The sequence below is a fragment of the Bacillus sp. FSL L8-0528 genome (assembly GCF_038593085.1).
GTDB lineage: Bacteria > Bacillota > Bacilli > Bacillales > Bacillaceae > Bacillus > Bacillus paralicheniformis.
The window spans coordinates 404,092-427,581 of the sequence record NZ_CP151961.1; the positions used below are offsets into that span (position 1 = coordinate 404,092).

12 protein-coding genes are annotated in these 23,490 nt (G+C 49.8%); 8 read left to right on the plus strand and 4 right to left on the minus strand.

What is annotated here, in order from left to right; translation table 11 throughout:
- The first annotated feature begins 13 nt into the window (after positions 1-13).
- Genes licB through licTE form a run of 3 tightly spaced genes read left to right on the plus strand, consistent with a single transcriptional unit; the run spans position 14 to position 15,424 of the window.
- Positions 14-10,774 carry a lichenysin non-ribosomal peptide synthetase LicB gene (gene licB / locus MHI30_RS02090; protein ID WP_145699671.1) on the plus strand — a complete coding sequence of 3,587 codons (10,761 nt, stop codon included), beginning with the start codon at positions 14-16 and terminating at the stop codon, positions 10,772-10,774.
- Between the two features lie 57 nt (positions 10,775-10,831).
- Positions 10,832-14,680: a lichenysin non-ribosomal peptide synthetase LicC gene (licC, locus tag MHI30_RS02095; RefSeq protein ID WP_075753841.1), complete on the plus strand. Its 3,849-nt coding sequence runs from the start codon at positions 10,832-10,834 to the stop codon at positions 14,678-14,680.
- Positions 14,681-14,683: 3 nt separating this feature from the next.
- Entirely contained in the window at positions 14,684-15,424 is a 741-nt protein-coding gene (gene licTE, locus MHI30_RS02100; protein WP_075753843.1) for a lichenysin biosynthesis thioesterase LicTE, read from the plus strand.
- A gap of 46 nt (positions 15,425-15,470) precedes the next feature.
- On the opposite strand, the gene MHI30_RS02105 is transcribed toward licTE, so the two are convergent.
- The gene (locus MHI30_RS02105; protein ID WP_075753845.1) at positions 15,471-16,382 is read right to left on the minus strand and encodes a DMT family transporter; all 912 of its coding nucleotides are present in this window, start codon (positions 16,380-16,382) and stop codon (positions 15,471-15,473) included.
- Between the two features lie 135 nt (positions 16,383-16,517).
- Between MHI30_RS02105 and MHI30_RS02110 the strand changes: the two genes are divergently transcribed.
- Positions 16,518-17,867, plus strand: coding sequence for a PLP-dependent aminotransferase family protein (locus MHI30_RS02110; RefSeq protein ID WP_075753847.1), 1,350 nt, complete (start codon positions 16,518-16,520; stop codon positions 17,865-17,867).
- Between the two features lie 11 nt (positions 17,868-17,878).
- On the opposite strand, the gene MHI30_RS02115 is transcribed toward MHI30_RS02110, so the two are convergent.
- On the minus strand, positions 17,879-18,559 hold the full coding sequence (locus MHI30_RS02115) for a 4'-phosphopantetheinyl transferase superfamily protein (protein ID WP_075753849.1): 681 nt from the start codon (positions 18,557-18,559) through the stop codon (positions 17,879-17,881).
- A gap of 100 nt (positions 18,560-18,659) precedes the next feature.
- Between MHI30_RS02115 and MHI30_RS02120 the strand changes: the two genes are divergently transcribed.
- Both MHI30_RS02120 and MHI30_RS02125 read left to right on the plus strand, forming a co-directional pair.
- Positions 18,660-19,445 (plus strand): alpha/beta hydrolase-fold protein, encoded by a 786-nt coding sequence (locus MHI30_RS02120; RefSeq protein ID WP_237562698.1) that lies wholly within the window; start codon positions 18,660-18,662, stop codon positions 19,443-19,445.
- Positions 19,446-19,641: 196 nt separating this feature from the next.
- Positions 19,642-20,079: a GyrI-like domain-containing protein gene (locus MHI30_RS02125; protein ID WP_145651129.1), complete on the plus strand. Its 438-nt coding sequence runs from the start codon at positions 19,642-19,644 to the stop codon at positions 20,077-20,079.
- A 37-nt stretch (positions 20,080-20,116) separates the two neighbouring features.
- Here MHI30_RS02125 and MHI30_RS02130 read toward each other — a convergent pair whose 3' ends face one another.
- Positions 20,117-20,779 carry a YitT family protein gene (locus MHI30_RS02130; RefSeq protein ID WP_075753853.1) on the minus strand — a complete coding sequence of 221 codons (663 nt, stop codon included), beginning with the start codon at positions 20,777-20,779 and terminating at the stop codon, positions 20,117-20,119.
- 365 nt (positions 20,780-21,144) lie between these two features.
- On the opposite strand from MHI30_RS02130, the gene MHI30_RS02135 reads away from it, so the two are divergent.
- Positions 21,145-21,333 (plus strand): hypothetical protein, encoded by a 189-nt coding sequence (locus tag MHI30_RS02135; RefSeq protein WP_237562699.1) that lies wholly within the window; start codon positions 21,145-21,147, stop codon positions 21,331-21,333.
- Positions 21,334-21,341: 8 nt separating this feature from the next.
- On the opposite strand, the gene MHI30_RS02140 is transcribed toward MHI30_RS02135, so the two are convergent.
- Positions 21,342-21,590 (minus strand): hypothetical protein, encoded by a 249-nt coding sequence (locus MHI30_RS02140; protein ID WP_237562700.1) that lies wholly within the window; start codon positions 21,588-21,590, stop codon positions 21,342-21,344.
- Between the two features lie 238 nt (positions 21,591-21,828).
- On the opposite strand from MHI30_RS02140, the gene MHI30_RS02145 reads away from it, so the two are divergent.
- Positions 21,829-23,490: a pyridoxal-dependent decarboxylase gene (locus tag MHI30_RS02145; protein WP_075753857.1), complete on the plus strand. Its 1,662-nt coding sequence runs from the start codon at positions 21,829-21,831 to the stop codon at positions 23,488-23,490.

Genomic DNA, 23,490 nt, shown 5'->3' on the forward strand with positions numbered 1-23,490 from the left:
AACGAGGTGCCTTATGGGGAAACAAAAGATTCAAAAGGTGTATCCTTTGACACCGATGCAGGAAGGAATGCTGTACCACGCAATGCTTGATCCGGAATCTTCCTCTTACTTCACACAGCTGGAGCTATTCATAGACGGGGAATTTGATTTGGGGATCTTTGAAAAAAGCGTGAATCAGCTCGTGCGTTCATACGATATTCTCAGAACGGTTTTTGTTCACCAGCAATTGCAAAAACCGCGCCAGGTTGTCCTGGCTGAACGGCAGGCAATCGTGGAATTTGAGGATCTTGCCGACTTGGATGAGGAAAGGCAAATCAACCGGATTGACCGGTATAAACAAGAGGTGCAGGCGGCCGGGTTTAATTTGGCGAAAGACATGCTGTTTAAAACGGCGGTCTTTCGACTTGACCGGAACAAGTACCGTCTCGTCTGGAGCAACCATCATATCGTGATGGACGGCTGGAGCATGGGGATATTAATGAAACGCCTTTTTCAAAACTATGAAGCGTTTCGAGCAAACCGGACGGTTCCGCTTGATCAGGGAAAACCGTATGCGGACTATATTAAATGGCTCGGCCGGCAGGATAAGGATGAAGCGGCATCCTACTGGGAACACCGCCTTTCGGGTTTAGAAAGTCCGAGCGTCATTCCCGGCGGCAAACCGCGGCCGGATTCAGAACCGTACCGGAATGAGGAGTTTACGTTTGTTTGGGACAAGAATATGGTGGATGCCCTTCAACAGGCGGCAAACCGCTGTCATGTCACAGCTCCCAACCTTTTTCAGGCGATTTGGGGAGCGGTTCTTGCCAAATATAACAGAACCGATGATGTGGTGTTCGGCACGGTTGTGTCCGGGCGCCCATCGGAAATTGACGGAATCGAGCATATTGCAGGGCTGTTCATCAACACGATCCCTGTCCGTTTAAAGGTCGATCAAAACGCATCGTTTGCCGAGCTGTTCAAACAAGCACAGCAGCATGCGATTGACGCGGAGGGGTACGACTATCTCCCGCTCTATGAGATTCAAAAGCAATCGGCATTGGACGGCCGCTTGATCAGCCACCTTGTCGCGTTTGAGAACTATCCGCTTGATAAGGAGCTTGAAAACGGAACGATCCATGAGCGGCTCGGCTTTTCCATCAAGGCTGCCGGAGCTTTTGAACAAACGAATTATGACTTTAATTTGATCGTTTATCCGGGAGCGGAGTGGACGATCAAATTGAAATACAACGGCGCGGCTTTTGACGCGGCTTTCATTGAGCAGGCCGCCGGGCATTTAACGAGACTCGCAGAAGAGGCGATTGCAAATCCCGAATCAAAAGCAGCCGGCGCCGCCATGTTATCAAAACAGGAGCAACAAACGCTTCTCGCTTTTAATCAAACAAAATCCGATTATCCAAGAGAAAAGGCGATCCCGGTGCTGTTTGAAGAACAGGTTGAAGCGTCTCCTGACAAAACGGCTGTTGCCGCTGACGGAAGAAGCCTGACTTACCGCAGGCTGAATGAGAAAGCCAATCAGCTCGCGAGAAGGCTGAAAGCTAAAGGCTTGATGCACGGAAATGCCGCCGCCATTATGATGGAGCGGTCGCTTGAAGCAGCAGTCAGCATACTGGCGGTACTGAAAGCAGGCGGCGTGTACGTGCCGATCGATCCCGGATATCCTGAAGAGCGGATTCGCTTTTTGCTCGAAGACAGCGGGGCAAAGATCGTCCTTACAAAAGACAGTACGCAGATTTCGCTGGAAGGGTATGAGGTGATTGCCGCAAATGCGAAGGATGCAGAAAAAGAAGATGCCGCCAACCTTGAACATGTCAACAAGCCCGAAGATCTTGCCTATTACATTTATACATCCGGATCGACGGGCAAGCCGAAGGGCGTTATGGTCGAACACCGCAATATCGTCCGCCTTGTCAAAAATGCGGGCTACATCCCGCTGAAGAGCGGCGTGAAGATGGCGCAGACGGGGGCCGTCAGCTTTGATGCCAGTACATTTGAAGTATTCGGTACGCTGCTAAACGGAGGAACCCTTTATCCCGTCCCGAAAGAGACACTCCTTGATGGAAAAAGGTTCAAAATGTTCCTGAAGGAAACCGGAATCACAACAATGTGGCTGACTTCGCCTCTTTTCAATCAGCTTGCTCAGCAGGATCCAGGAATGTTTGCAACCTTGAACGACCTGATTATCGGCGGAGATGCCCTTGTTCCTGGAATCGTCAACAGAGTCAAACGCGAATCACCGGAACTCTCGCTTTGGAACGGATACGGGCCTACCGAAAATACCACATTTTCGACCTGTTTTTTCATCGATCAAGCATATGAGAGAACGATCCCGATTGGAAAGCCGATCGGAAATTCAACCGCCTATATCGTTGATGAATACGGCTCGCTTCAGCCGATCGGCGTGCCTGGTGAGCTGTGTGTCGGCGGAGACGGGGTGGCGCGCGGATACTTGAACCAGCCTGAGCTGACAGATGAAAAGTTTGTCGGCGATCCTTTTGCCGAAGGGAAGCGGATGTACCGCACGGGCGACTTGGCAAAATGGCTTCCCGACGGGAATATCGAATTCCTCGGCCGGATCGATCATCAAGTGAAGGTTCGCGGCTTCCGGATCGAATTAGGCGAGGTTGAAGCGGCTTTAGCCCGCCTTGAGGGGATTTCAGAAGCAGCCGCTGTCATTCGGGAAAACAACGCCGGAGAAAACGAGATTTGCGCCTATTACACTGCAGTTGGCACGAGGCCGGCCGCACAGCTGCGGACAGAGTTGTCCCGATCGCTTCCGGAGTATATGATTCCGGCCCATTTGATCGAACTCGACAGCATGCCGCTGACAGCCAACGGAAAGGTTGACAAACGTCAGCTTCCGGCTCCTATCGCTGAAGAGACTGCTAGATTCGAAGCGCCAAAAAATGAAACGGAGGAAATTCTGGCGGCAATCTGGGAAGAGATTCTCGGCATCAAGCAACCGGGAATCGATGACAACTTCTTTTCCATCGGCGGACACTCGCTGAAGGCGATGATGCTGACAGCCAAAATACAAGAGCAGCTCCAAAAAGAGGTGCCGATCAAAGTATTGTTTGAAAAACCGACGATCAGAGAACTGGCCGAATTTCTTCAAGGGGAAACAAAAGAGGAGACCGCTTCGATTACACCGGCACCGTCCCGTCCGAATTATCCGGTGTCGTCGGCCCAACGGCGCATGTACATCCTCAATCAGCTCGAAGAAGCAAGCACGAGCTACAATGTGCCGGCGGTTCTGCTTTTGGAAGGCGAATTGGATAAGGAGCGTCTGGAAGCCGCGTTTCGGGCCTTGATCGGCCGCCATGAAACATTGCGGACATCGTTCGAATTAATCGATGGAGAAATCGTTCAAATCATCCATCAAGACGCGGTTTTTCACCTGACGGAATCAGTGGCTGAAGAAGCGGAAGCCGAAGCGGCGATCAGAGAATTTATCCGGCCGTTTCAGCTGAATAAGGCGCCGCTCGTCCGGGCGGAGCTTGTTAAGCTTGAAGAAAAGCGCCATCTGCTGATGATCGACATGCACCATATTATTACGGACGGAAGCTCCACCGGCATATTGATTCGCGACCTGGCCGGATTCTACCACGGAGAAGAGGCGCCTGCCCCTAAGCTCCACTATAAAGATTTCGCTGTGTGGCAAAACGGGCCGGAGCATCAAGAGAAATTGAAAGAACAAGAACAGTATTGGCTCGACGTTTTTAAAGGCGAGCTGCCTGTTCTCGATCTGCCGTGCGATTTTCCGCGGCCGTCAAAACGCAGCTTTGAAGGTGACCGTGTCGTCTTCGGAATCGATCAAAAACTGACGGCAGACATTCAAAAGCTGCTTTCTGAAGCTGATGCGACACTTTATATGTTCCTGTTGGCTGCATTTAATATCCTGCTTTCCAAGTATGCGTCACAGGATGATTTGATCGTCGGATCGCCTGTGGCAGGCAGAACACATCCGGATTTGCACAACATTCCGGGCATGTTTGTCAATACGCTGGCGCTCCGCAATCGTCCCGAAGGGGAAAAAACGTTTAAGCAGTTTTTGCAGGAAGTCAAAGAGACAAGTCTTCAAAGCTTTGCCAAGCAGGACTATCCGCTTGAAGAACTGATTGAAAAACTTTCATTGCCGCGGGATACAAGCAGAAATCCGCTGTTCAGCGTCTTTTTCAACATGCAGAACATGGAGGTTCCGACGCTGAAACTCGGAGATTTGCAGATTTCGTCTTACTCGGTGCGCCACCGCACGGCGAAGTTCGATCTGTCGCTTGAGGCTGTGGAGCATGATGGCGAAATCGGTTTGAGCTTTGACTATGCCGTATCCTTATTTAAAGAAGAAACGATCCGACGCTGGAGCGGCCACTTCTTAAATGTGATTAAAAAAATCTGCGAAAATCCCGGCATTAAGCTCCGGGACATCGAACTGCTTTCAGTCAAAGAGCGCGCACTTCTGCTCGAAGAAGGGAGGCGCAGCCAGGCGGAAAACCTTGAGGAGCGGCCGTTTCATGTACGGTTTGAAGAAAAGGCGGACGAAATGCCTGATCAGCCGGCCGTTGTCTGCGGGGAAACGATCCTCACATACCGCGGGCTCGACGAAAAAGCAAATCAGATCGCAAATGTGCTGCGCAGTGAAGGCGTCGGAAAAGACGATGTTATCGGCATTATGCTGGAGCGCTCTGCAGAGGTCGCCGCAGCGATTCTCGGCGTGATGAAATCAGGAGGCGCTTTTTTGCCGATTGATCCGGAAATGCCGACGAGCAGGGTGCAATATATGCTGGAAGACAGCGGAGCCCGCTGGCTCTTAACAGAACCTTCCCATCAAGAGGATCTCGCGGATTGGTATACCGGGAGATTGATAGATGTCAGAAAAGACACGCTGATGGCGAGCAAAAAACGACCGCATCCAACCACGGACGGAGCGAGTCTGGCGTACATCATCTACACATCCGGAACGACGGGCCGGCCGAAAGGCGTCCAGCTCGAACACCGGAATCTGGCAAACTACGTTTCCTGGTTTATCAGTGAGGCGCGCCTGTCAGCTTCGGATAAAACGATGCTTTTGTCTTCCTATGCGTTCGATCTCGGATACACGAGCCTTTTCCCGGTGCTGCTTGCCGGAGGAGAGCTGCATATCGTCCCGAAAGAAACGTATACAGAACCGGAGGCATTTACTCATTATATCGGTGAACAAGGGATCACATATATTAAGCTGACGCCGTCGCTTTTCCATACGGTCGTTCAGCCGCAAAGCTTCGCTTTGGCAAAGGGGCTTCAGTCATTGAGATTGATTGTACTAGGGGGAGAAAAAATCAATCCGAAAGATGTGGCGCGGTTCCATTCCCGCTATCCGAACACCAGATTCATCAATCATTACGGTCCGACGGAAACGACGATCGGAGCCATCGCTAAACCGGTCGAGCCGGACATGATCGGACAATTCGCCGAGCGTCCGACGATTGGACGGCCGATTTCGGGCGCCGGGGCACTGGTATTGGACGCCTCCCGCCGGCTTGTTCCCGCCGGAGCAGCAGGCGAGCTGTATATAACGGGAAGCGGGCTTGCGAGAGGATATGTGAACAACCGGGAACTCACGGCTGCGAAGTTTATCGAAAATCCTTACACACCGGGCACATTCATGTACCGGACAGGGGATCTCGTCCGCCGTCTTCCGAATGGAGAGATTGAATTTTTGGGGCGGACGGATGATCAGGTGAAAATCCGCGGCTACAGAATCGAATTGAAAGAAATCGAAGAAGCCTTTATCGGACTTGATGATATAGAGCGAGCGGTCGTTCTTTCCTTTACGACTGACTCGGGGTTAGACGAACTGTGCGCTTATATTCAAGCGAAACGACAGCTGCCGGTTTCCGAACTGAGAGAGCGTCTTTCCGAGCGGCTGCCGTCGTATATGATCCCGTCATACTTCGTAACAGTGGATAAAATGCCGCTTTCGGCAAACGGAAAAGTGGACCGCAGCGCGCTCCCGGAGCCGCAAAGTCTAAACGGACGAAGCGATTCGTATAGAGCGCCGTCAACCGAAATTGAAAAAGCCCTCTGCGGCATTTGGGAAGAGGTGCTTGGCGTTCGGAAGGTCGGACTTGACGACAATTTCTTCGATCTTGGCGGACATTCATTAAAAGGAATGATGCTGACAGCGGAAATCCAATCCAGGCTCGGAAAAAAAGTACCGTTAAAAACGTTGTTCGATTGTTCGACCGCCGGCTTGCTCGCCCGCAGTATTGAAGCATCCGAAGGACAGTCACAACAAAGCTCGATTCAGCCTGCCGAAAAACGCGACTGGTATCCGGTTTCATCCGCTCAGCAACGGATGTATGCCCTCCATCATTTTGAAAAGAACGGAACGGGCTACAACATGCCGTCTGTCCTCATGATGGAAGGTGTACTTGATACGGATCGTTTAAAACGGGTGTTCGCCGACTTGGTGAACCGCCATGAATCATTGCGAACCGCATTTATTGAAATCGATGGCCGTACCGTTCAAATTGTCCATGAAAAAGCGGACATTGACTTAAAGGTTATTCATATTCGTGAAGAGGATGCAGAAGCGGAAATCAACCGCTTTATCAGACCGTTTGATCTTAGCACCGCTCCGCTGATCAGAGCCGAGCTGCTTTCTATCAGCTCTACGCGCCATCTGCTTTTGATTGATACACATCATATTATTGCGGACGGCGTTTCCAGAAGCCTTTTCGTCAAAGAAATCGCACAGCTTTATAAAGGCGCTTCGCTCCCTGAGCCGAAGCTGCACTACAAGGATTATGCGGTGTGGCAGCAAGAACCTGACCAGCAAGAAAACATTCGGAAACAGGAAGATTTCTGGCTGCGTCAGTTTAAGGAAAGCGTTCCGGAACTCAGCCTTCCGCTCGACTTCCCGCGTCCTCCTGTCCAAAGCTTTGCCGGGGACCGTGTTCACTTTAAAGCATCAAAAGACGTTGCCCTTAAAATCCGCCGCTTGACGGCGGAAACGAACACGACGCTGAATATTGTGATGCTCGCCGTTTTTAACCTGTTTTTAAGCCGTCTATCCGGCCAAAACGATATTGTCGTCGGTACAGCGGCAGCGGGCAGAACGAATGCTGATCTGAAAGACATGCCGGGAATGTTCGTCAATTCGTTGGCGCTGAAAAACCATGTGCCTGATCAAGCATCATTCAGCGAGTTTTTGGAAGAGGTCAAAAACAACAGCCTCGCAGCCCTCGACCATCAGGACTATCCGTTTGAAGAGCTAATCGCCAAGCTTGATTTACCGCGCGATATGAGCCGGAATCCGCTGTTCAATGTCATGCTGACAACGGAAGATCCTGATAAAGAGACGCTCGATTTAGACGGTCTGACAATCAAGCCGTATGAGATTTCACATGCCGCTGCCAAGTTCGACCTGACACTTGGGGCTTTTGAAAAAGATCATGAAATTGGTCTTCAGTTCGAATATGCAACAGATTTGTTTAAGAAACAAACGATCGAGCGCTGGAGCGGATATTTGCTTAATCTGCTCGAAGCGGTTGCCGAAAATCCGGATGCCCGCCTTTCAGATATTTCGCTTCTGGATGAAGCGGAAAAACGGCGGATCGTCCAAAATTGGAATGAGACGAAGCTCGCTGTGCCGCAGGACAAAACGGTCCATGAGCTGTTCGAAGCACAAGTCCTCCGTACGCCTGACCGCGGGGCAGCGGTTTACAACGGCGTGAAGTGGACGTACAAAGAGCTGAACGCGCGGGCGAACCGTCTGGCCCGGCTGCTGATCGAAAAAGGGGCCCGCCCTGAACAGCGGATCGGGATCATGGTCAAGCCTTCGCTTGAAATGGCCGCTGGCGTGCTCGCAATTTTGAAAGCGGGAGCGGCCTATGTGCCGATCGATCCTAGCTATCCGGCTGAGCGGATCGGATACGTGCTGAAAGACAGCGGCGCAGAGCTGCTTTTGATGCAAACAAACTTAGCCGCACCTGAAGAATTCAGCGGTGAAACACTTCTTCTTGATTCGATGCTGAGCGAAGAAATCACAAAAGACGATGAGGTGAACCCGCAGGCAGGTACACACCCAAACAACCTGGCCTACTTGATCTACACATCGGGCACGACCGGCCAGCCGAAAGGCGTCATGGTCGAACACCAGTCGCTTGTGAATTTGTGTTATTGGCATAATGATGCATTTGCGGTCACTGAAGAGGACAAAAGCGCGAAATATGCCGGCTTTGGCTTTGATGCTTCCGTCTGGGAGATGTTCCCGTACTGGATCGCCGGAGCGGAGCTTCACATCATCGATGAAGCGATCCGGATGGATATTACGCGCTTAAATCAATACTTTGAAGAGAACAAAATAACGATCACGTTCCTGCCGACACAGCTGTGCGAACAGTTCATGGAGCTGGACAACCAGTCGCTGCGCGTGCTGCTTACGGGCGGAGACAAGCTGAAGCGGATCGCAAAACGCTCCTACACGCTCGTCAACAACTACGGGCCGACGGAAAACACGGTCGTCGCGACGAGCGCGGTGATTGACCCTGATGAAGGAATGCTTTCAATCGGAAAGCCGATCGCCAATACGCGGGCGTATGTGCTCGGACAAAACAACGAAGTCCGGCCTGTCGGCGTTGCGGGTGAGCTGTGCATCGCCGGCCGCGGGCTTGCGCGCGGCTACTTGAACAAACCGGAGGAAACGGCGAACCGTTTTACGGAAGACCCGTTTATGCCGGGCGAGCGCATGTACCGGACGGGGGATGCGGTCAAATGGCTGGAAGACGGACGGCTTGAGTACATCGGCCGAATCGACCAGCAGGTGAAAATCCGCGGCTTCCGGATCGAACTTTCTGAAATCGAAGTCCAGCTCGCGCGCCTCTCTGAAGTGCAGGAAGCTGTCGTCACCGACATCGAAGATGCCTGCGGCAACAAAGCGCTGTGCGGCTATGTCGTTGCGAATCAACAGCTTGATACAGAAAGCCTCGCCCGGAAGCTGGCACAGACGCTCCCGGACTATATGGTACCGGCGTATTGGGTGCAGCTTGAAGAGCTTCCGGTTACGGCGAACGGAAAAGTCGACCGAAGGGCGCTGCCTCAGCCTGACGTCGAAGCGCAGACAGCCGAATACAAAGCGCCGCGCACCGAAACGGAACAGCTGTTGGCGGACATTTGGCAGGATGTTCTCGGTCTGGACCGAATCGGAATCACAGATAATTTCTTCGCGCTCGGCGGAGACTCGATCAAAGGAATTCAAATGGCAAGCCGGCTTCAGCAGCACGGGTGGAAGCTGGAGATGAAGGACTTGTTTCAGCATCCGACGATCAGAGAGATCAGTTCGTATATTGAATGGGCCGATGCTAAACCGATCGATCAAGGACCTGTCGAAGGGGAAGTCACATTGACGCCGATTCAGCGCTGGTTCTTTGAACGCAAATTTACGAACGAGCATCACTGGAATCAGTCGGTTATGCTTCACGCGCCTTCAGGATTTGACCCGGAGCTCGTCGAACAGACATTGGCGGCATTGACAGAGCATCATGATGCCTTGCGCATGGTGTATCAAAAGAAAAACGGCCGCCTCATTCAATATAACCGCGGGCCGGGCGACCGTTCGTTCGCCTTTCGAGTGGTTGACCTTCGATATGTCACCGACATTAAAACGGAAATCACCGCCCAGGCAAACCGTCTTCAGGCAAGCCTTGATCTCGAAAACGGGCCGCTTGTAAAAGCTGAACAGTATCAAACTGCGGAAGGCGACCATTTGCTGATCGTCATTCACCATTTGGTGATCGACGGCGTGTCATGGCGGATCCTGCTGGAAGACTTTGAATCAGGCTACTCGCAAGCCGCACAGCAGCATGACATTGTCTTCCCTGACAAAACCAATTCGTTTAAAGATTGGGCAAAAGAGCTTGAGGCATATGCGCAAACTGAACGCTTTCTTAAAACGGCCGATTATTGGCGCAGCCTTGAACAAGAGCGCATTTGCGAGCTGCCGAAAGATCGGGCTGCCGCAGAAAGAAAAGCGGAAAACACTTCTGCTGTTACGTTTGAATTAAGCGAAGCGGAGACGCGTCTGCTGCTGACGAAAGTGCATGAGCCGTATGGAACGGATATCAACGACATCCTGCTTTCCGCCCTCAGCCTGACGATCAGAGAATGGACGAACGGCTCCAATATTTGCATCAATATGGAAGGACACGGCAGGGAGGAAATCATTCCGGGGATGAATATTTCGAGAACGGCGGGATGGTTTACCGCACAATATCCGGTTATTTTAAAAAGCGAAGCAGCGGCAGGATTGCCTGAGACCATTAAAAACGTCAAAGAAACCATTCGGCGCATTCCTGACAAAGGAATCGGCTACGGCATTCTTCGCTACTTAACAGACCGGAAAAAATCCGGTGCCGATTTCTCGATCAAGCCTGACATCAGCTTTAACTACCTGGGGCAGATCGACAGGGAGGTGCAGACCGATTTCTTCGGACCTTCTTCTTATGATATGGGCAGACAGGTTTCTGAAAGGTCTGAAGCACTCTATGCGCTGAGCTTCAGCGGCATCATCAGCAAGGAAAAATTCATCCTGTCATGTTCATTCAATACAGAGGAATATGACAGACAGACCGTACAAGGGCTGATGGACAGATTCAAAGCTTCCCTAACGGCATTGATCGACCATTGTACAGCTAAAGAGGAGCGCGAATTTACACCGAGTGATTTTTCTGCCGGCGATCTTGAGATGGAAGAAATGGGCGACCTGTTTGACGTCCTTGAAGAAAACTTGAAATAAACACCGAGGACTTGCCCGCTTGTTAAGCGGGCGAGCCTATGAAAGGGGGATACGATCTTGAGCCAGTTCAAAAAAGAACATGTCCAGGACATATACTATTTGTCGCCGATGCAGGAAGGGATGCTGTTTCATACGCTGCTGCATCCGGGGCAAGGCTTTTATATTGAACAAATCAGCATGCAGGTGAAAGGCTCTTTTCAAAAAGATATATTGGAAAAAAGCATGAATGTCATCATCGGCAGGTATGATATATTCCGAACCGTTTTCGTTCATGAAAAAATGAAACGTCCGGTTCAAGTCGTTTTAAAGGAAAGGTCATTTCAGGCAGAAGAAATTGATCTATCAGGACTTTCTGAAGCAGAACAAAATGAGAGAATCGAAGATTATAAACGAAAAGATAAAGAAAAAGGGTTTAACCTCTCAAAAGACATTCCGATGAGAACCGCGGTTTTTAAAAAGGGACAGGACCGTTACGAATGGGTGTGGAGCTATCATCATATTCTTCTGGACGGATGGTGCTTCGGCATTGTCGTACAGGAACTGTTTGAAGTGTACAACGCGCTCCGCGAAAACAAGCCATACAGCCTCGGGCCCGTCAAACCTTACAAAGACTATATTAAATGGCTTGAAAGTCAGGACAAACAAAGATCGCTGGCTTACTGGGAACATCATTTAGACGGATTCGAAGGGCAGACGACGTTCAGCGAACAGCGGAAAAAACCGGAGCAAGCCGGCAATCAGCCCGAAGAACTGCTGTTTACACTTCCAAAAGAAGATACAGAAGCGTTCACACAGCTTGCAAAGGCGCATCATACCACGTTGAGCACGGCTCTTCAGGCGGTCTGGTCGGTGCTGCTCAGCCGCTATCAGCGATCCCGCGATCTGATCTTCGGTACAGTTGTGTCAGGCCGCCCCGCTGACATTCAAGGTGTCGAGCACATGGTCGGTTTGTTTATCAATGTCGTCCCGAAACGGGTGACCTTTGGCGCGCAAACGACCTTTACGGAGCTGGTCGCTGAATTGCAGAAGCAGGCGCTCGAGGCTGAGCCGCATCAATATATGCCGCTCTATGATATTCAAAGTCATATAGCAGCGCCGAACTTGATCGACCACATTATCGTTTTTGAAAATTATCCGCTGCAAGAAGCCAACAAACAGCAGGAAGAAAAAAATCTCGGCTTCACAATGGAGGATATCACCGTTTTCGAAAAATCGAATTATGATCTGAATTTGCTTGCTTCACCGGGTGAAGAAATGCTGCTGAAACTCGCATACAACCGGAATGTCTTCGAACCATCTTTCATCTTGCAGCTAAAAGAACAGCTATTGACAGCTATTCGCGAGATCATCAGAAATCCGGAGCAGGCGCTTGACGACATTTGTGTCGTAACCAAAAAGGAAAAAGAGCGCCTTCTCCGTGAATTTAACGGTCAAGTCCAACGGAAGCAAACCGGGCTGACGATCCCGCAATGGTTTGAGCAATGTGCTGAAGCGCTCCCGGAACAGCCCGCGGTATCAGCGGCCGGGCGGACGCTGACATATCGGGAATTGAACGAACAGGCGAACAAAGTCGCGCATCTTTTGCGCAAAAAGAACGTCGGCCGCGGCGAACCTGTCGCTCTTTTGTTCCGCCGTTCGCCGGAAATGGTCATCGCGATATTCGCCGTCTTAAAAGCAGGGGGCGCCTATCTGCCGATTGACCCGGAATATCCTGAAGCGCGCATTCAGTATATGCTGGAGGACAGCGGGGCTGTTTGCATGCTGACACAAGAAGAGCTTGCCGAACAGGCGGCGTCGCTTTCTTTTCATCAGAATACGATCTTGATCGACGATCCGGCGGTGTCTGCAGAAAGCGGGCGAAACCTTGAAATTGCCGCCGGGCCGGACGACCTTGCTTATATCATGTATACATCAGGCACAACTGGAAAACCGAAAGGCAATCTGACGACACATGCCAATATTACAAGAGTTGTAAAAGAGACAAACTACATCAGCCTTTCCGAGAAAGACACTTTGCTGTCCCTTTCAAACTATGCGTTTGACGGCTTCACATTTGATGTGTACGGCGCGCTTTTAAACGGAGCAAAGCTGGTAGTGGCCGATCAGGCGACGATTCTCCATATCGGCAAGCTGACAGAAACGATTCAGAAGGAAAACATCACGGTCATGTTTGTGACAACGGCGCTGTTCAACCTTCTGGTAGATGCGGGAACAGAGTGGATGAAAGGGATTCGCAAAGTTCTGTTCGGCGGGGAGCGTTCATCTGTCAGCCATGTCAAGAAAGCATTTGCCGCCATGGGACCGGACAGGATCATCCATGTATACGGGCCGACGGAAACGACCGTCTTCGCGACGTTCTATCCGGTCAACCGCATCGAGGACAGCGCGGTTTCCATTCCGATCGGCAAGCCGATAAACGAAACCAATGCATACATTCTGACGGAAAATAACCGGCTTCAACCGATTGGAGCGGTGGGTGAATTGTGTCTAAGCGGTACAGGGGTATCGCGCGGCTATTTGAACAGGCCGGAACTGACTGCGGAAAAATTCGCACCGCATCCGTTCAACAGCGGTGAAACGATGTACAGGACGGGGGATCTGGCCCGCTGGCTGCCGAACGGCAATATCGACTTCGTCGGGCGGATCGATGATCAAATGAAAATCCGCGGCCACCGAATTGAGCTCGGTGAAATCGAAGAGGAGCTGATGCGCTGTCAAGGCGTAAAGGAAGCCGTTGTAATTGCCAAGAAAAGCGGGCACGGGGATGCGGCGCTCACCGCTTATGTCGTCCCGGCGCAGGGAGCTGCGGTTTCGAACGAGGAGGTTCGCCGCCAATTGGCTCGGAATCTCCCGGCTTACATGGTGCCGGATGCATATATGATGCTTGAAGAGCTGCCGCTCACCGCAAACGGAAAAGTCAACCGCCGCCTTCTTCCTGAAGCAGATGGCCGGCCGAATCCAACAGAGCACCGTGCACCTCGCAATATGACGGAAGAAAAGCTTGCGGTCATTTGGTCTGAGGTTCTCGGCAGACAGCGGATTGGAATAGATGAGAACTTTTTTGAAATCGGCGGACATTCATTGAAAGCCATGGCTGTCACCTCCCGGATGCTGAAAGATCTCGCCATCGATGTTCCGGTGAATGTGTTGTTTGAAAAACCCACAATCGAGGGCCTCGCGGCTTATATTGACCAGGGCGGACATATGGATGACGTGAAAAAAACCGTCTTCAATCAGGAAAGCACCCGCCATTTGTTCGCCTTCCCGCCTGTCCTCGGCTATGGCATCGTGTACGGCAAACTGGCCGAACAAATGCCGGAATATAAGATTCATGCGTTTGACTTTATAGAAAGTGACGACCGCGCCGTGCGCTACGCAGAAGCCATCTCCGGCCTTCAGCCTGAAGGGCCGCTGACATTGATCGGCTATTCAGCCGGCTGCGGACTCGCCTTTGAAGTGGCGCAAACGCTCGAAAAGAACGGGCGGAAAGTCGAAAAGCTGCTGATGATCGATTCATATATGAAGAACGGTGTCAGCGATTTAGAAGGGCGGTCAATTGAAGCCGATACGGCTGCTCTGATGGAAGCCAACAAGGACAATGAATATATGAAAATCAAGGCGGTTGCCGATGGCATCGCCAAAAAGATGACAGCCTATTATTCTTACTTTGTCAATCTTGTCCATCAAGGAACGGTCAGCTCCGAGATTCACTTGATCAAATCAGAGCAGGCGAAACCGCTCCCGGAATGGCTTTCGTCGTGGAAAGAAGGAACGGCGTCTTCTTATGATGAATATCAAGGTGCTGGAAGACATGATGAAATGCTCGCGGACGGCTTTGTCAAAACCAATGCAGATCTGATCAGACAGATTTTGGGCGAACGTGCCGCTGTAATCGGGGGTGCATGATGAATGAACGAGATCATTAAGCAGTTTGGAGCGCCGGCAGGCGGCACGCAGTTGATCTGTTTCCCGTTTGCCGGGGGATATTCGGCATCATTCAGACCGCTTTATGAACATTTGAAAGCAGATTTTGAAGTACTGGCGATCGAACCGCCTGGACACGGAACAAATCGAATGGCGTTTGTCGACAATTTGGAAGAACTCGTCGATCTGTATATAGCAGCGCTCAAGCCGAGGCTCTCCGCTCAATTCGTGCTGTTCGGCCACAGCATGGGCGGAATGGTTGTTTACAGGTTGACGCAAAAGCTGGAACAAGAAGGAATCTTTCCGGAAGCCGCGGTGATTTCAGCGATTCAGCCGCCTCATATTCAGCGGCAAAAAGTGTCCCACAAAAATGATGACGCATTTCTCGACCATCTCATTCAGCTTGGCGGAATACCCCAACAACTGGAAGGGAACAGGGAAGTCATGAACTTTTTCCTGCCGTCATTCAGAGCGGACTACAGAGCGCTTGAGACGTTCTGCCATACGGACCATACGCCGCTCATGTCGCCTGTTCATATCCTGAACGGAGATTGCGATGAGAAATGCATGAAGGATGCGCATGGCTGGAAAAAGTGGGCGCGTACGATCGATTTCCACTATTTCAAAGGCGGCCATATGTATCTTTTAGCAAAAACGGAACAAGTAGCCGCCAAGATCAAAGCGATTGCCGCGGCCAGCCGCAAGGAGGCTGGTCCGGCAATATAAAGAAAAACGGAAAATCGGTGTGTTGAAACAGCCGATTTTCCGTTTTTTAGCTTTTTTTCAGCCGATTTTCCGGCCTGACCATCGTCGCTCCGATCAGTCCGGCAATAATCATCCCCGTTCCTGCGAAGTGAAACCATTCAAGTGATTCTCCCAGCCATATGATCCCAGCCAAAATCGTCACCAGTGTCGCCAGGTGATTAAACATGCTGATTTTCGCAGCTTCTATTTTTGAGAGAGCATAATTTGATAAAAATGATGTCGCAAACGATGACAACACGCCCAAATACAAAACCGAAAAAATAAACACCGGATCAGTAAAGGGGGCAAAAAATCCGCTCAGCGTCCCGTCTGCCATGTGACTGATCCCGGCGATGCCGTTGAAAAAGAGAAATCCCGCACCGGTGGTCACATATGTTAATTCAAGCGAATTGAAGGTGCGCGTCATCTTTCTGGCGAGCACACTGTAGCCCGCCGATGAAAGCGCCGAAAGCAAAATCAGCGCCGCCCCTCTCAAATCGGAGCTTCCGGTGCCTGCGCTTTTCATCATAAAGATGCAGGCCACCCCCGCCGCTGACAAGACGGTGAAAAAGAATTGCCGCTTCGTAAACCGTTCATTTAAAAAATAAGCGGCGAATATCATCGTAAAGATCGGGATCGCCGCTTGAATGATGCCGGCTTCAGACGAAGACGTGTAGACGAGCCCGAACACTTGAAAAGCAAAAAACATGACAGGATAAAATAAAGCTAAAGGCAGTACCTTCAGCGCGTCTTTCATGCTGATGCCGATCTTTACCCATCCGAGCAGAAGGGGAAAGAGCGCAGCCAAAAAAGCGACCGTAAAGCGATGGGCCAGAATGTCGACCGGATTCGCTGCAGTGAGAGCCAATTTGACAAAGAAAAAGGAAAAACCAATGATAAAAGCATAGAGCAAAGCTGCCGCATAAGCAGTTTTGTTCAAAGTCGATCATCTCCGTTAAAGTATGCATGCAATACAGATATTTTACCGGCTTCTGTCATCTTATACGGAAGCGAAATCTGATACAATACAAAAAAACGGAATCTGTACCGTTACAGATTGGCGAAGGAGACGAACATGCACAAATATGTAGCGCTGATGAACGAATTGGAGGAAATGATCGAAGACAAATCCTTTCAGGAAGGGGACAGGCTGCCGTCCATCCGCGAGCTGTCCGTACGCTTTAAAGTAAGCAAAAGCACGGTCATCAGGGCGTTTAGCGAGCTGGAGAGACAGCACCTCATCTACTCAGTGCCGAAAAGCGGCTATTACGTCGTGAAAAAAACGAATCAGCGGCCAAATCCCGGAAAGGCTGTGATCGATTTCTCAGCATCTGCTCCTGATCCTGATGTCTTTCCATACATCGATTTTCAGCATTGCATCAATAAAGCCATTGACACATACAAAAACGATCTGTTTATCTACGGGACGCCGAAAGGTCTTCCGTCATTAATCGAAGCCATACAAAAAGAGCTTGCCAACGGCCAGGTGTTTGCGAAAGAGGAACACATTTTTATTACATCAGGCGTGCAGCAGGCCCTCGCTCTGCTCGCTTCAATGCCTTTCCCCAACGGAAAGCGGAAAATTCTGATCGAACAGCCGAGCTATCATTTACTGATTCAATACCTTGAAGTTCACGGCATACCCGCAATCGGCATCGAGAGAACCGCTGAGGGCATCGATATGGACGAGCTGGAGCGCATTTTCCAAACCGAAGACATCAAATTCTTTTATACGATGCCGAGATTCCACAATCCGCTCGGGACTTCCTATACGGAACGGGAAAAAATGGCCATCGTCAAGCTGGTGGAAAAGTATGACGTCTATATCGCCGAGGATGATTTTTTAGGAGATTTGGAGAATCATAAAAAGGCGGACCCGTTACATTATTATGACGTTTCTTCACACGTCATTTATTTGAAAAGTTTCTCCAAGATTATTTTTCCGGGTCTGCGGGTCGGAGCCGCTGTGCTGCCCGATTCTCTGACAGATGTGTTCAACCGGTACAAACAGCTGCTCGACATTGACAGTTCCATGCTGTCTCAGGCCGCTTTGGAGATCTATTTGAAGAGCGGGATGTTTGAAAAGCATAAGCAAAAGATCCGTTCTTCCTATCAAAAAAGATCATGCCTTCTGCATGATCTGCTAAAAGAATGTGCCGCGTCACTGGGGGATGTGCTTGAATTCCATCCACACGGCCATCCGGCCATCCACACCCACATCGAATTGGACCGGACGATCCCGGCGTCCCGTCTGATCAAAAGCTTACAAAAACGGAACGTCCTGCTCGAACCGGTAAACGCTCATTATATGTCGGCCTTTCCAAAAAGAAATCTATTAAAAATCAATACGTCCAATGTAAAGGAAGACGACATCCGCCGCGGCATCGACCGCTTGCGGCAAGCGGTGGAAACCGCTTATTTTTAGAGCGGAACTTTTTAAAGCGTTGACAGTTCAGCGCAGCTTTTCATCACAATGCGGTCTGGAAATTCAGGTGCGGCGGAACACACCGCCATTTTATAGCCTGGATCAATTTCATAGGCCTGGATATAGCAAGGCGGATAGCCCGGGGGAGTTTCCACCGAAGCGCGTCCTTGTTCGTTCAGTTTGACGGAGAAGGAATCAAGCGGCAGAGACAGGCCTTTTCCCGCCTGTTTGATAAAGCTTTCTTTCATCGTCCACAAATGATAGAAATACGACAGGCGCTCTGAGTCGTCTTTTTCCATGAGATCATGGTGCTCAGAAGGTGAAAAAAACCGCTCGGCAATGTCGAAATTGATCGGCTTGATTTTTTCGACATCCACTCCGATCGGCTGCGTGCCGGCTCCGCACACGATCCAGTTTCCGGAGTGGGAAATGTTGAAATGAAAGTCGTTCAGACCTTCAGCAGCCGGTTTGCCGTACCTTCCTTCCGTAAAACGGATCTGGTCATTCGGCAAATGAAACGTTTCACTGATGATGTGCCTCGCCAGCACTTCCCCGATCAGCGTCCGGCTGGCATCTTCGGGATATCTGTATCTGCCCACTTTTTTGCGCTTTTCTTCAGACACCATGGACATCATTCGGTTAAATTGGCCGGCTTCCGGCAGCTGATCCATATAAACGGCGTAAATCTTCATCAAATGCAACCTCTTCACATGATATTTTTTCTGCTTTCATTTTAGCAAACAGGCAGCAGGAAAGATAGGCATGATACCTGTGCAGAATGGAGTGATGAACATGATAGACGGAACATTGATAAAAGATACATACTTCGGGAGGGAGCTTTTGATTTATCTTCCTCCTTCATACGGAAGCGGTAATAACCGCTATCCCGTCCTATACGTACACGACCTAGGGGATTTGTTCGATCCGGCACACAGCGGCAGTTTGCCCTCAATCGAAAAGCTGTTTTCGAATCAGGAAGTGCCGGAATTACTGCTGGTCGGAGTGGCTCCGAAAGACAGGGAAAGCGAATACACGCCTTTTCCCAAGCCGCATTTGCTGCCGAATAAACGGGAGTACGGCGGGAAGGGCAACGAATATGCCGCTTTTTTGGCCAATCGGCTCAAGCCTTATATCGACGGGCGCTACCGAACGAATCCAAGCCGTGAACATACAGGAATCATCGGAAAGTCGTTCGGCGGATTGATCTCGGTTTACACGGCGTATTTAGCATCTGAGACTTTTGGGAAAATCGGATCTTTGTCAGGGTCTTTCTGGTTTGAAGGAATGACCGAGTTTATGAAGAATAACCGCTTTGAAAATGAGCATCTGCGCATTTATATGGATGTCGGAAGCACGGAAGGAGCAGACAGGGATAATCTGCAGAAGGAGATGATACCGAGGACGAAGGAAGCCTTCAGCCTGTTAACCGAAAGCACCGCCTTCGAAAAAGAACTGAAATTTGTCATTGATGAAGGAGGCTCACATCGGCTTGAGAGATTTGCGAAGCGTTTTCCGGAAGCCGTCAAATGGCTGTTCGGCTCCTGTCACAACAACGCACGGAATGACCGGAATTTCTGATCGGCATGAAGTATCGTTGTATGACAGTCACCGCGCAGGAGCTGGCTGCTTCACACATAAAAGTGGTTGATGCTGCTTTGAAGTACGGCTACAACACACCGGAATCATTTTCTCCTTCACATGCCCGTGAAAAAGGCCGGACGCTCAGGGCATTTCCGCGTCTACCTTTCATATTCAAATAAAGGGAGTGGAGGATATGAATGACAAGATTGTTGAAAAAGAACCGTTTCAGGTGATCGGCAATGCGCTTGAGGTTACGGTGAAGGATGGTCAAAACAAAAAGGATATTCCCGCTTTTTGGGACGAATTAAATCACAACGGCTTTACCGATTCTTTAAAACTGCACATCGGCCCGCTCGGTTTCCTTGGCGTCTGCATGGATTTTAACGATCAAGCCGATACGTTCCATTATGTCATCGGGGGCGAAAAAACAACCGCTGACACGCCTGCCGGCTGTATCGAAAAATCGATTCCCGCCGCAACTTGGGCCGTATTTGAGGCCGCAGGTCCCGTCAACCCGGCTGTCCAAGCCACATGGGAACAATGGTTTCCGGCGACGGGCTATGAACTGGCAAACGCCCCGCAATTTGAAGCCTATCCGAAAGACGGGGACATGATGGCATACCGGTCGTAAAAAAGAAATAAACTGAATGAAAAAACGGATGAAACGCTCATCCGTTTTTTTTCAGCGACATATGTACAGGCTTGGCAGCTCTGATGCGCCTTCCTGTCATTGCTGCTTTTAAAAGCTGTTTGGACTGCGGCAAAGAAAACCGCAAAATCAGGCCTGTTAAAATGGCGGTTAAAACAGTGCCGATGCCGATCGGCCCGCCGAGCAGCCAGCCGATCAGTAAAATCGTCAGCTCCATTCCGTTGCGGACCCACTGAACGTTCCATCCCGTTTTCTCGGAAATCAAAAGCATCAAGGAGTCGCGCGGACCCGCACCAAGATCGGCCGACACATAAATGCCGACTCCGTAACCGATAAAAATGACGCCGATCACGAATACGACAGTGCTTGAAATATACGTTTCCGGGTCTGGAAGAATATAAGTAAAGAAATCTATAAAAATACCGATTAACAGCATATTAAGCACGGCGCCGATTTTCGGCCATGCTTTTGTAAATAAGGACGTTAAACCTACGATAACCGCCCCGACAATAATCGCCCATTGGCCGACCGTAAGGCCCAAAAGCATATACAGCCCGTAGTGAAACGCATCCCAAGGACCGATGCCGAGCACTTTCCCTTCAATCGTAAGAGAAACCCCAAAAGACAAAACAATCAATCCGACAAAATAAAAAAGCCAGCGCAAAACAAGTTCCCGCTTCAATGGATTCCCCTCTTTTCAAAAAAACAATCGATTGTCATTGTATCACATTCTTCAGGACGGATAAATGCGGATTTCGGCATGCGGCTCTTCAATTTACATAATTATGATTATATTCCAATTGATGAAAATGATGTATGATAGCTGTGGAGATACATTTTCCATTATGGAGGGGAGAAATTCAGAGTTTGACAGCGGGTCCTGACCCTTTTGTTTCTTTCGACGGAAGCATCATCGGCCAGCCCTATTTGACAGAGCCGATGGGCGAACCGAGCGCTTAGGCCGTTCTTGTATGCTGGCTCTTTGCTGTCATTGCGGTTCAGCAGTTTGCAGCGAAAAAACAGCAGATGTTATGAAAAAAGGAGGAAATGGCGTTGATTTTTTTAGTAAGGCTGATCTGTCTTTCCTTTTTAGCCTGTCTCGCGCTGTTGTTTATATTGGACTATGCACCTTTTCTGGCGATGCCCGTTTGGATTGCTTTGATCATTGCCTTAATCGTCTGTCTGTATCTTGCGTTTAGAGAGGAAATGAAGGAATCGAGAAGACGAAAGCACTAATCTTTTCTTCAGCGTTTTTTCTTGTATGAAAGAACATTTGCCAAAACGAAATAGATGACGGCCGTCCCGGACACAAACAATAAAAATTCTTTCCGCTCTACTGCCGTCATGTATGCAAAGCGGCGGATTTCGAGATGTTCATCCAAGTAAAAAGCCTGGGTATATGCGCTGACTATCATGCCGGTAAAAACGAATAGACCGACCATATTGAGCAGCATTCTCATACTGAATGATTTTTTCTCTGTTCCGTGTTTCATTTCAAAGAAATTCTTTCCAATATGAATTTATCATTCTATTGTACGGAAATATCGCTCAAATGTTTCGAAAACTTCTTAATCTATCGTTAAGAAGTTTTTTTTATTTAAAAGAAAATGTAAAAGATAAAACAATTTCATGAACTTTTTGAGCGAAGGCCTAAAAATATAGGAATATTATACCGATATGGCAAGTGAAAACTTTTTCTGAAATATTAAAGACAAGGCAGGAGAGAAAATCATGCAGCAACGCAATACACCGGATGTACAGAGATGGTTTCCGAGCGAGGACGGAAATGAAGCAAAACGAAACGAGTTTCTATCATTGATCGAACAGCTGATCGAGGGAGTGGACGAGCTGAAAAATCCGGATCAGGTCAACCTTGGCGGCGAGAAGAACCGTGAGGGCTTCTTTTATGAAAAGCTGGTCGCAGAGAGCCGGATTCCGCATGAAGGTGCGCCGATGAAAGAGGTCAACGAAGAGCTGTTGAAGCTGTTGCACGGCCATCCGTATCATACCAAATACTTTTTCACTAACATTCTGCCGATGGCGAGCATCCCGGGGATATTAGGCATGCTTACGGCGTTCATGGTCAATGGCAACAACCTGTGGGATGTGTACGGTCCGGCCGGAGCGGAGGCGGAAGTGAAAGTTACGGCGATGATGTCAAAGCTTGCGGGGTATGATGCCGAAACAAGCGGAGGCTACACGACATGGGGAGGACAAGGTGCGGTATACAGCGGCCTCAGAATCGCGATTGCCAAAATGGCGCCGTCATCGCTGAAGGAAGGAGTTCCCGGCAATTTCTACGCGTTTTGTTCTGAAGCGGCTCATTACAGCTTGTATAAGTCAATGGAAGCCGCAGGACTCGGGAGCGATCATTTAATTAAAGTCAAAACAAATCTCGACCATTCGATGGATACGGAAGATTTGCGGGCGAAGCTTAGACAAGTCTGCGAAGCCGGGGGGATTCCCGTTTATATCGTAGCTACGACAGGAACGACAGATGCGATCGGTATCGATGATGTGAGCGCTGTCCGCCGTGCGGCTGAAGAAACGGCGAAAAGCTTCGGGCTTCCGGTACCGCATATCCACGCCGATTCCGCCCTGGGAGGATTTTTTGCCTTTTTTAATGAGTACGATCTGAATGAGAACGCTTTATCCTTCAGTCCCGGTGTCCTTAGCATGATCAAGCCGATTCAGGAAAAAATGAGGCATCTGCACGCAGCCGATTCGCTTTGTTTTGATTTTCAGAAGCTCGGACAGACGCCTTATGTGACAAGCCTGTTTCTTGTGAAGGATCGCAATGACTTAAAACGGATCGATCTGGATCCTGATGAGACGCCGTATGTCGGCCACCGCGGCTATGGGGACTACCATACGGGCTACACGCTGGAATGTTCGCGCATGGCCAGTTCGATCAGTATGTACAGCGCGTTGATGGCATTTGGCTATGAAGGCTATCAAAAGCTGCTCGGCCAGTTTCTTGAAGTCAACCTGCATTTTAGGGAACAGCTTTCTCAGCAGATTCCGGAGGCCGATATTGTGAACCCGGACAACTTCGGCATGTCTACGCTGTTTCGCATTTATCCTGAAGGTGCGCCTAGATTTGAAGACGAAATTTCGGGAGCATGCACCATTCAAGAGCTGGAAAAAAACAATGCACTCACTGAAAAACTATTTGAAAAGCTCGGAACAAAAAGGGACAAGATGTTTTTTGGCGATACGAAAAAGCACTTGCTTGTGAAGTCCTGTGAAGGGACTGAGATACCGCTTTGCGTCAGCAAATTTTTCGTCATTTCTCCGTATACCATGCCTGAACATGTCCCGGGAATTATCGATTATTTAAAAGAAAATATTGAGGAAGTCTGCCGGGAGCATGGATCTCTCATGACAAATTAA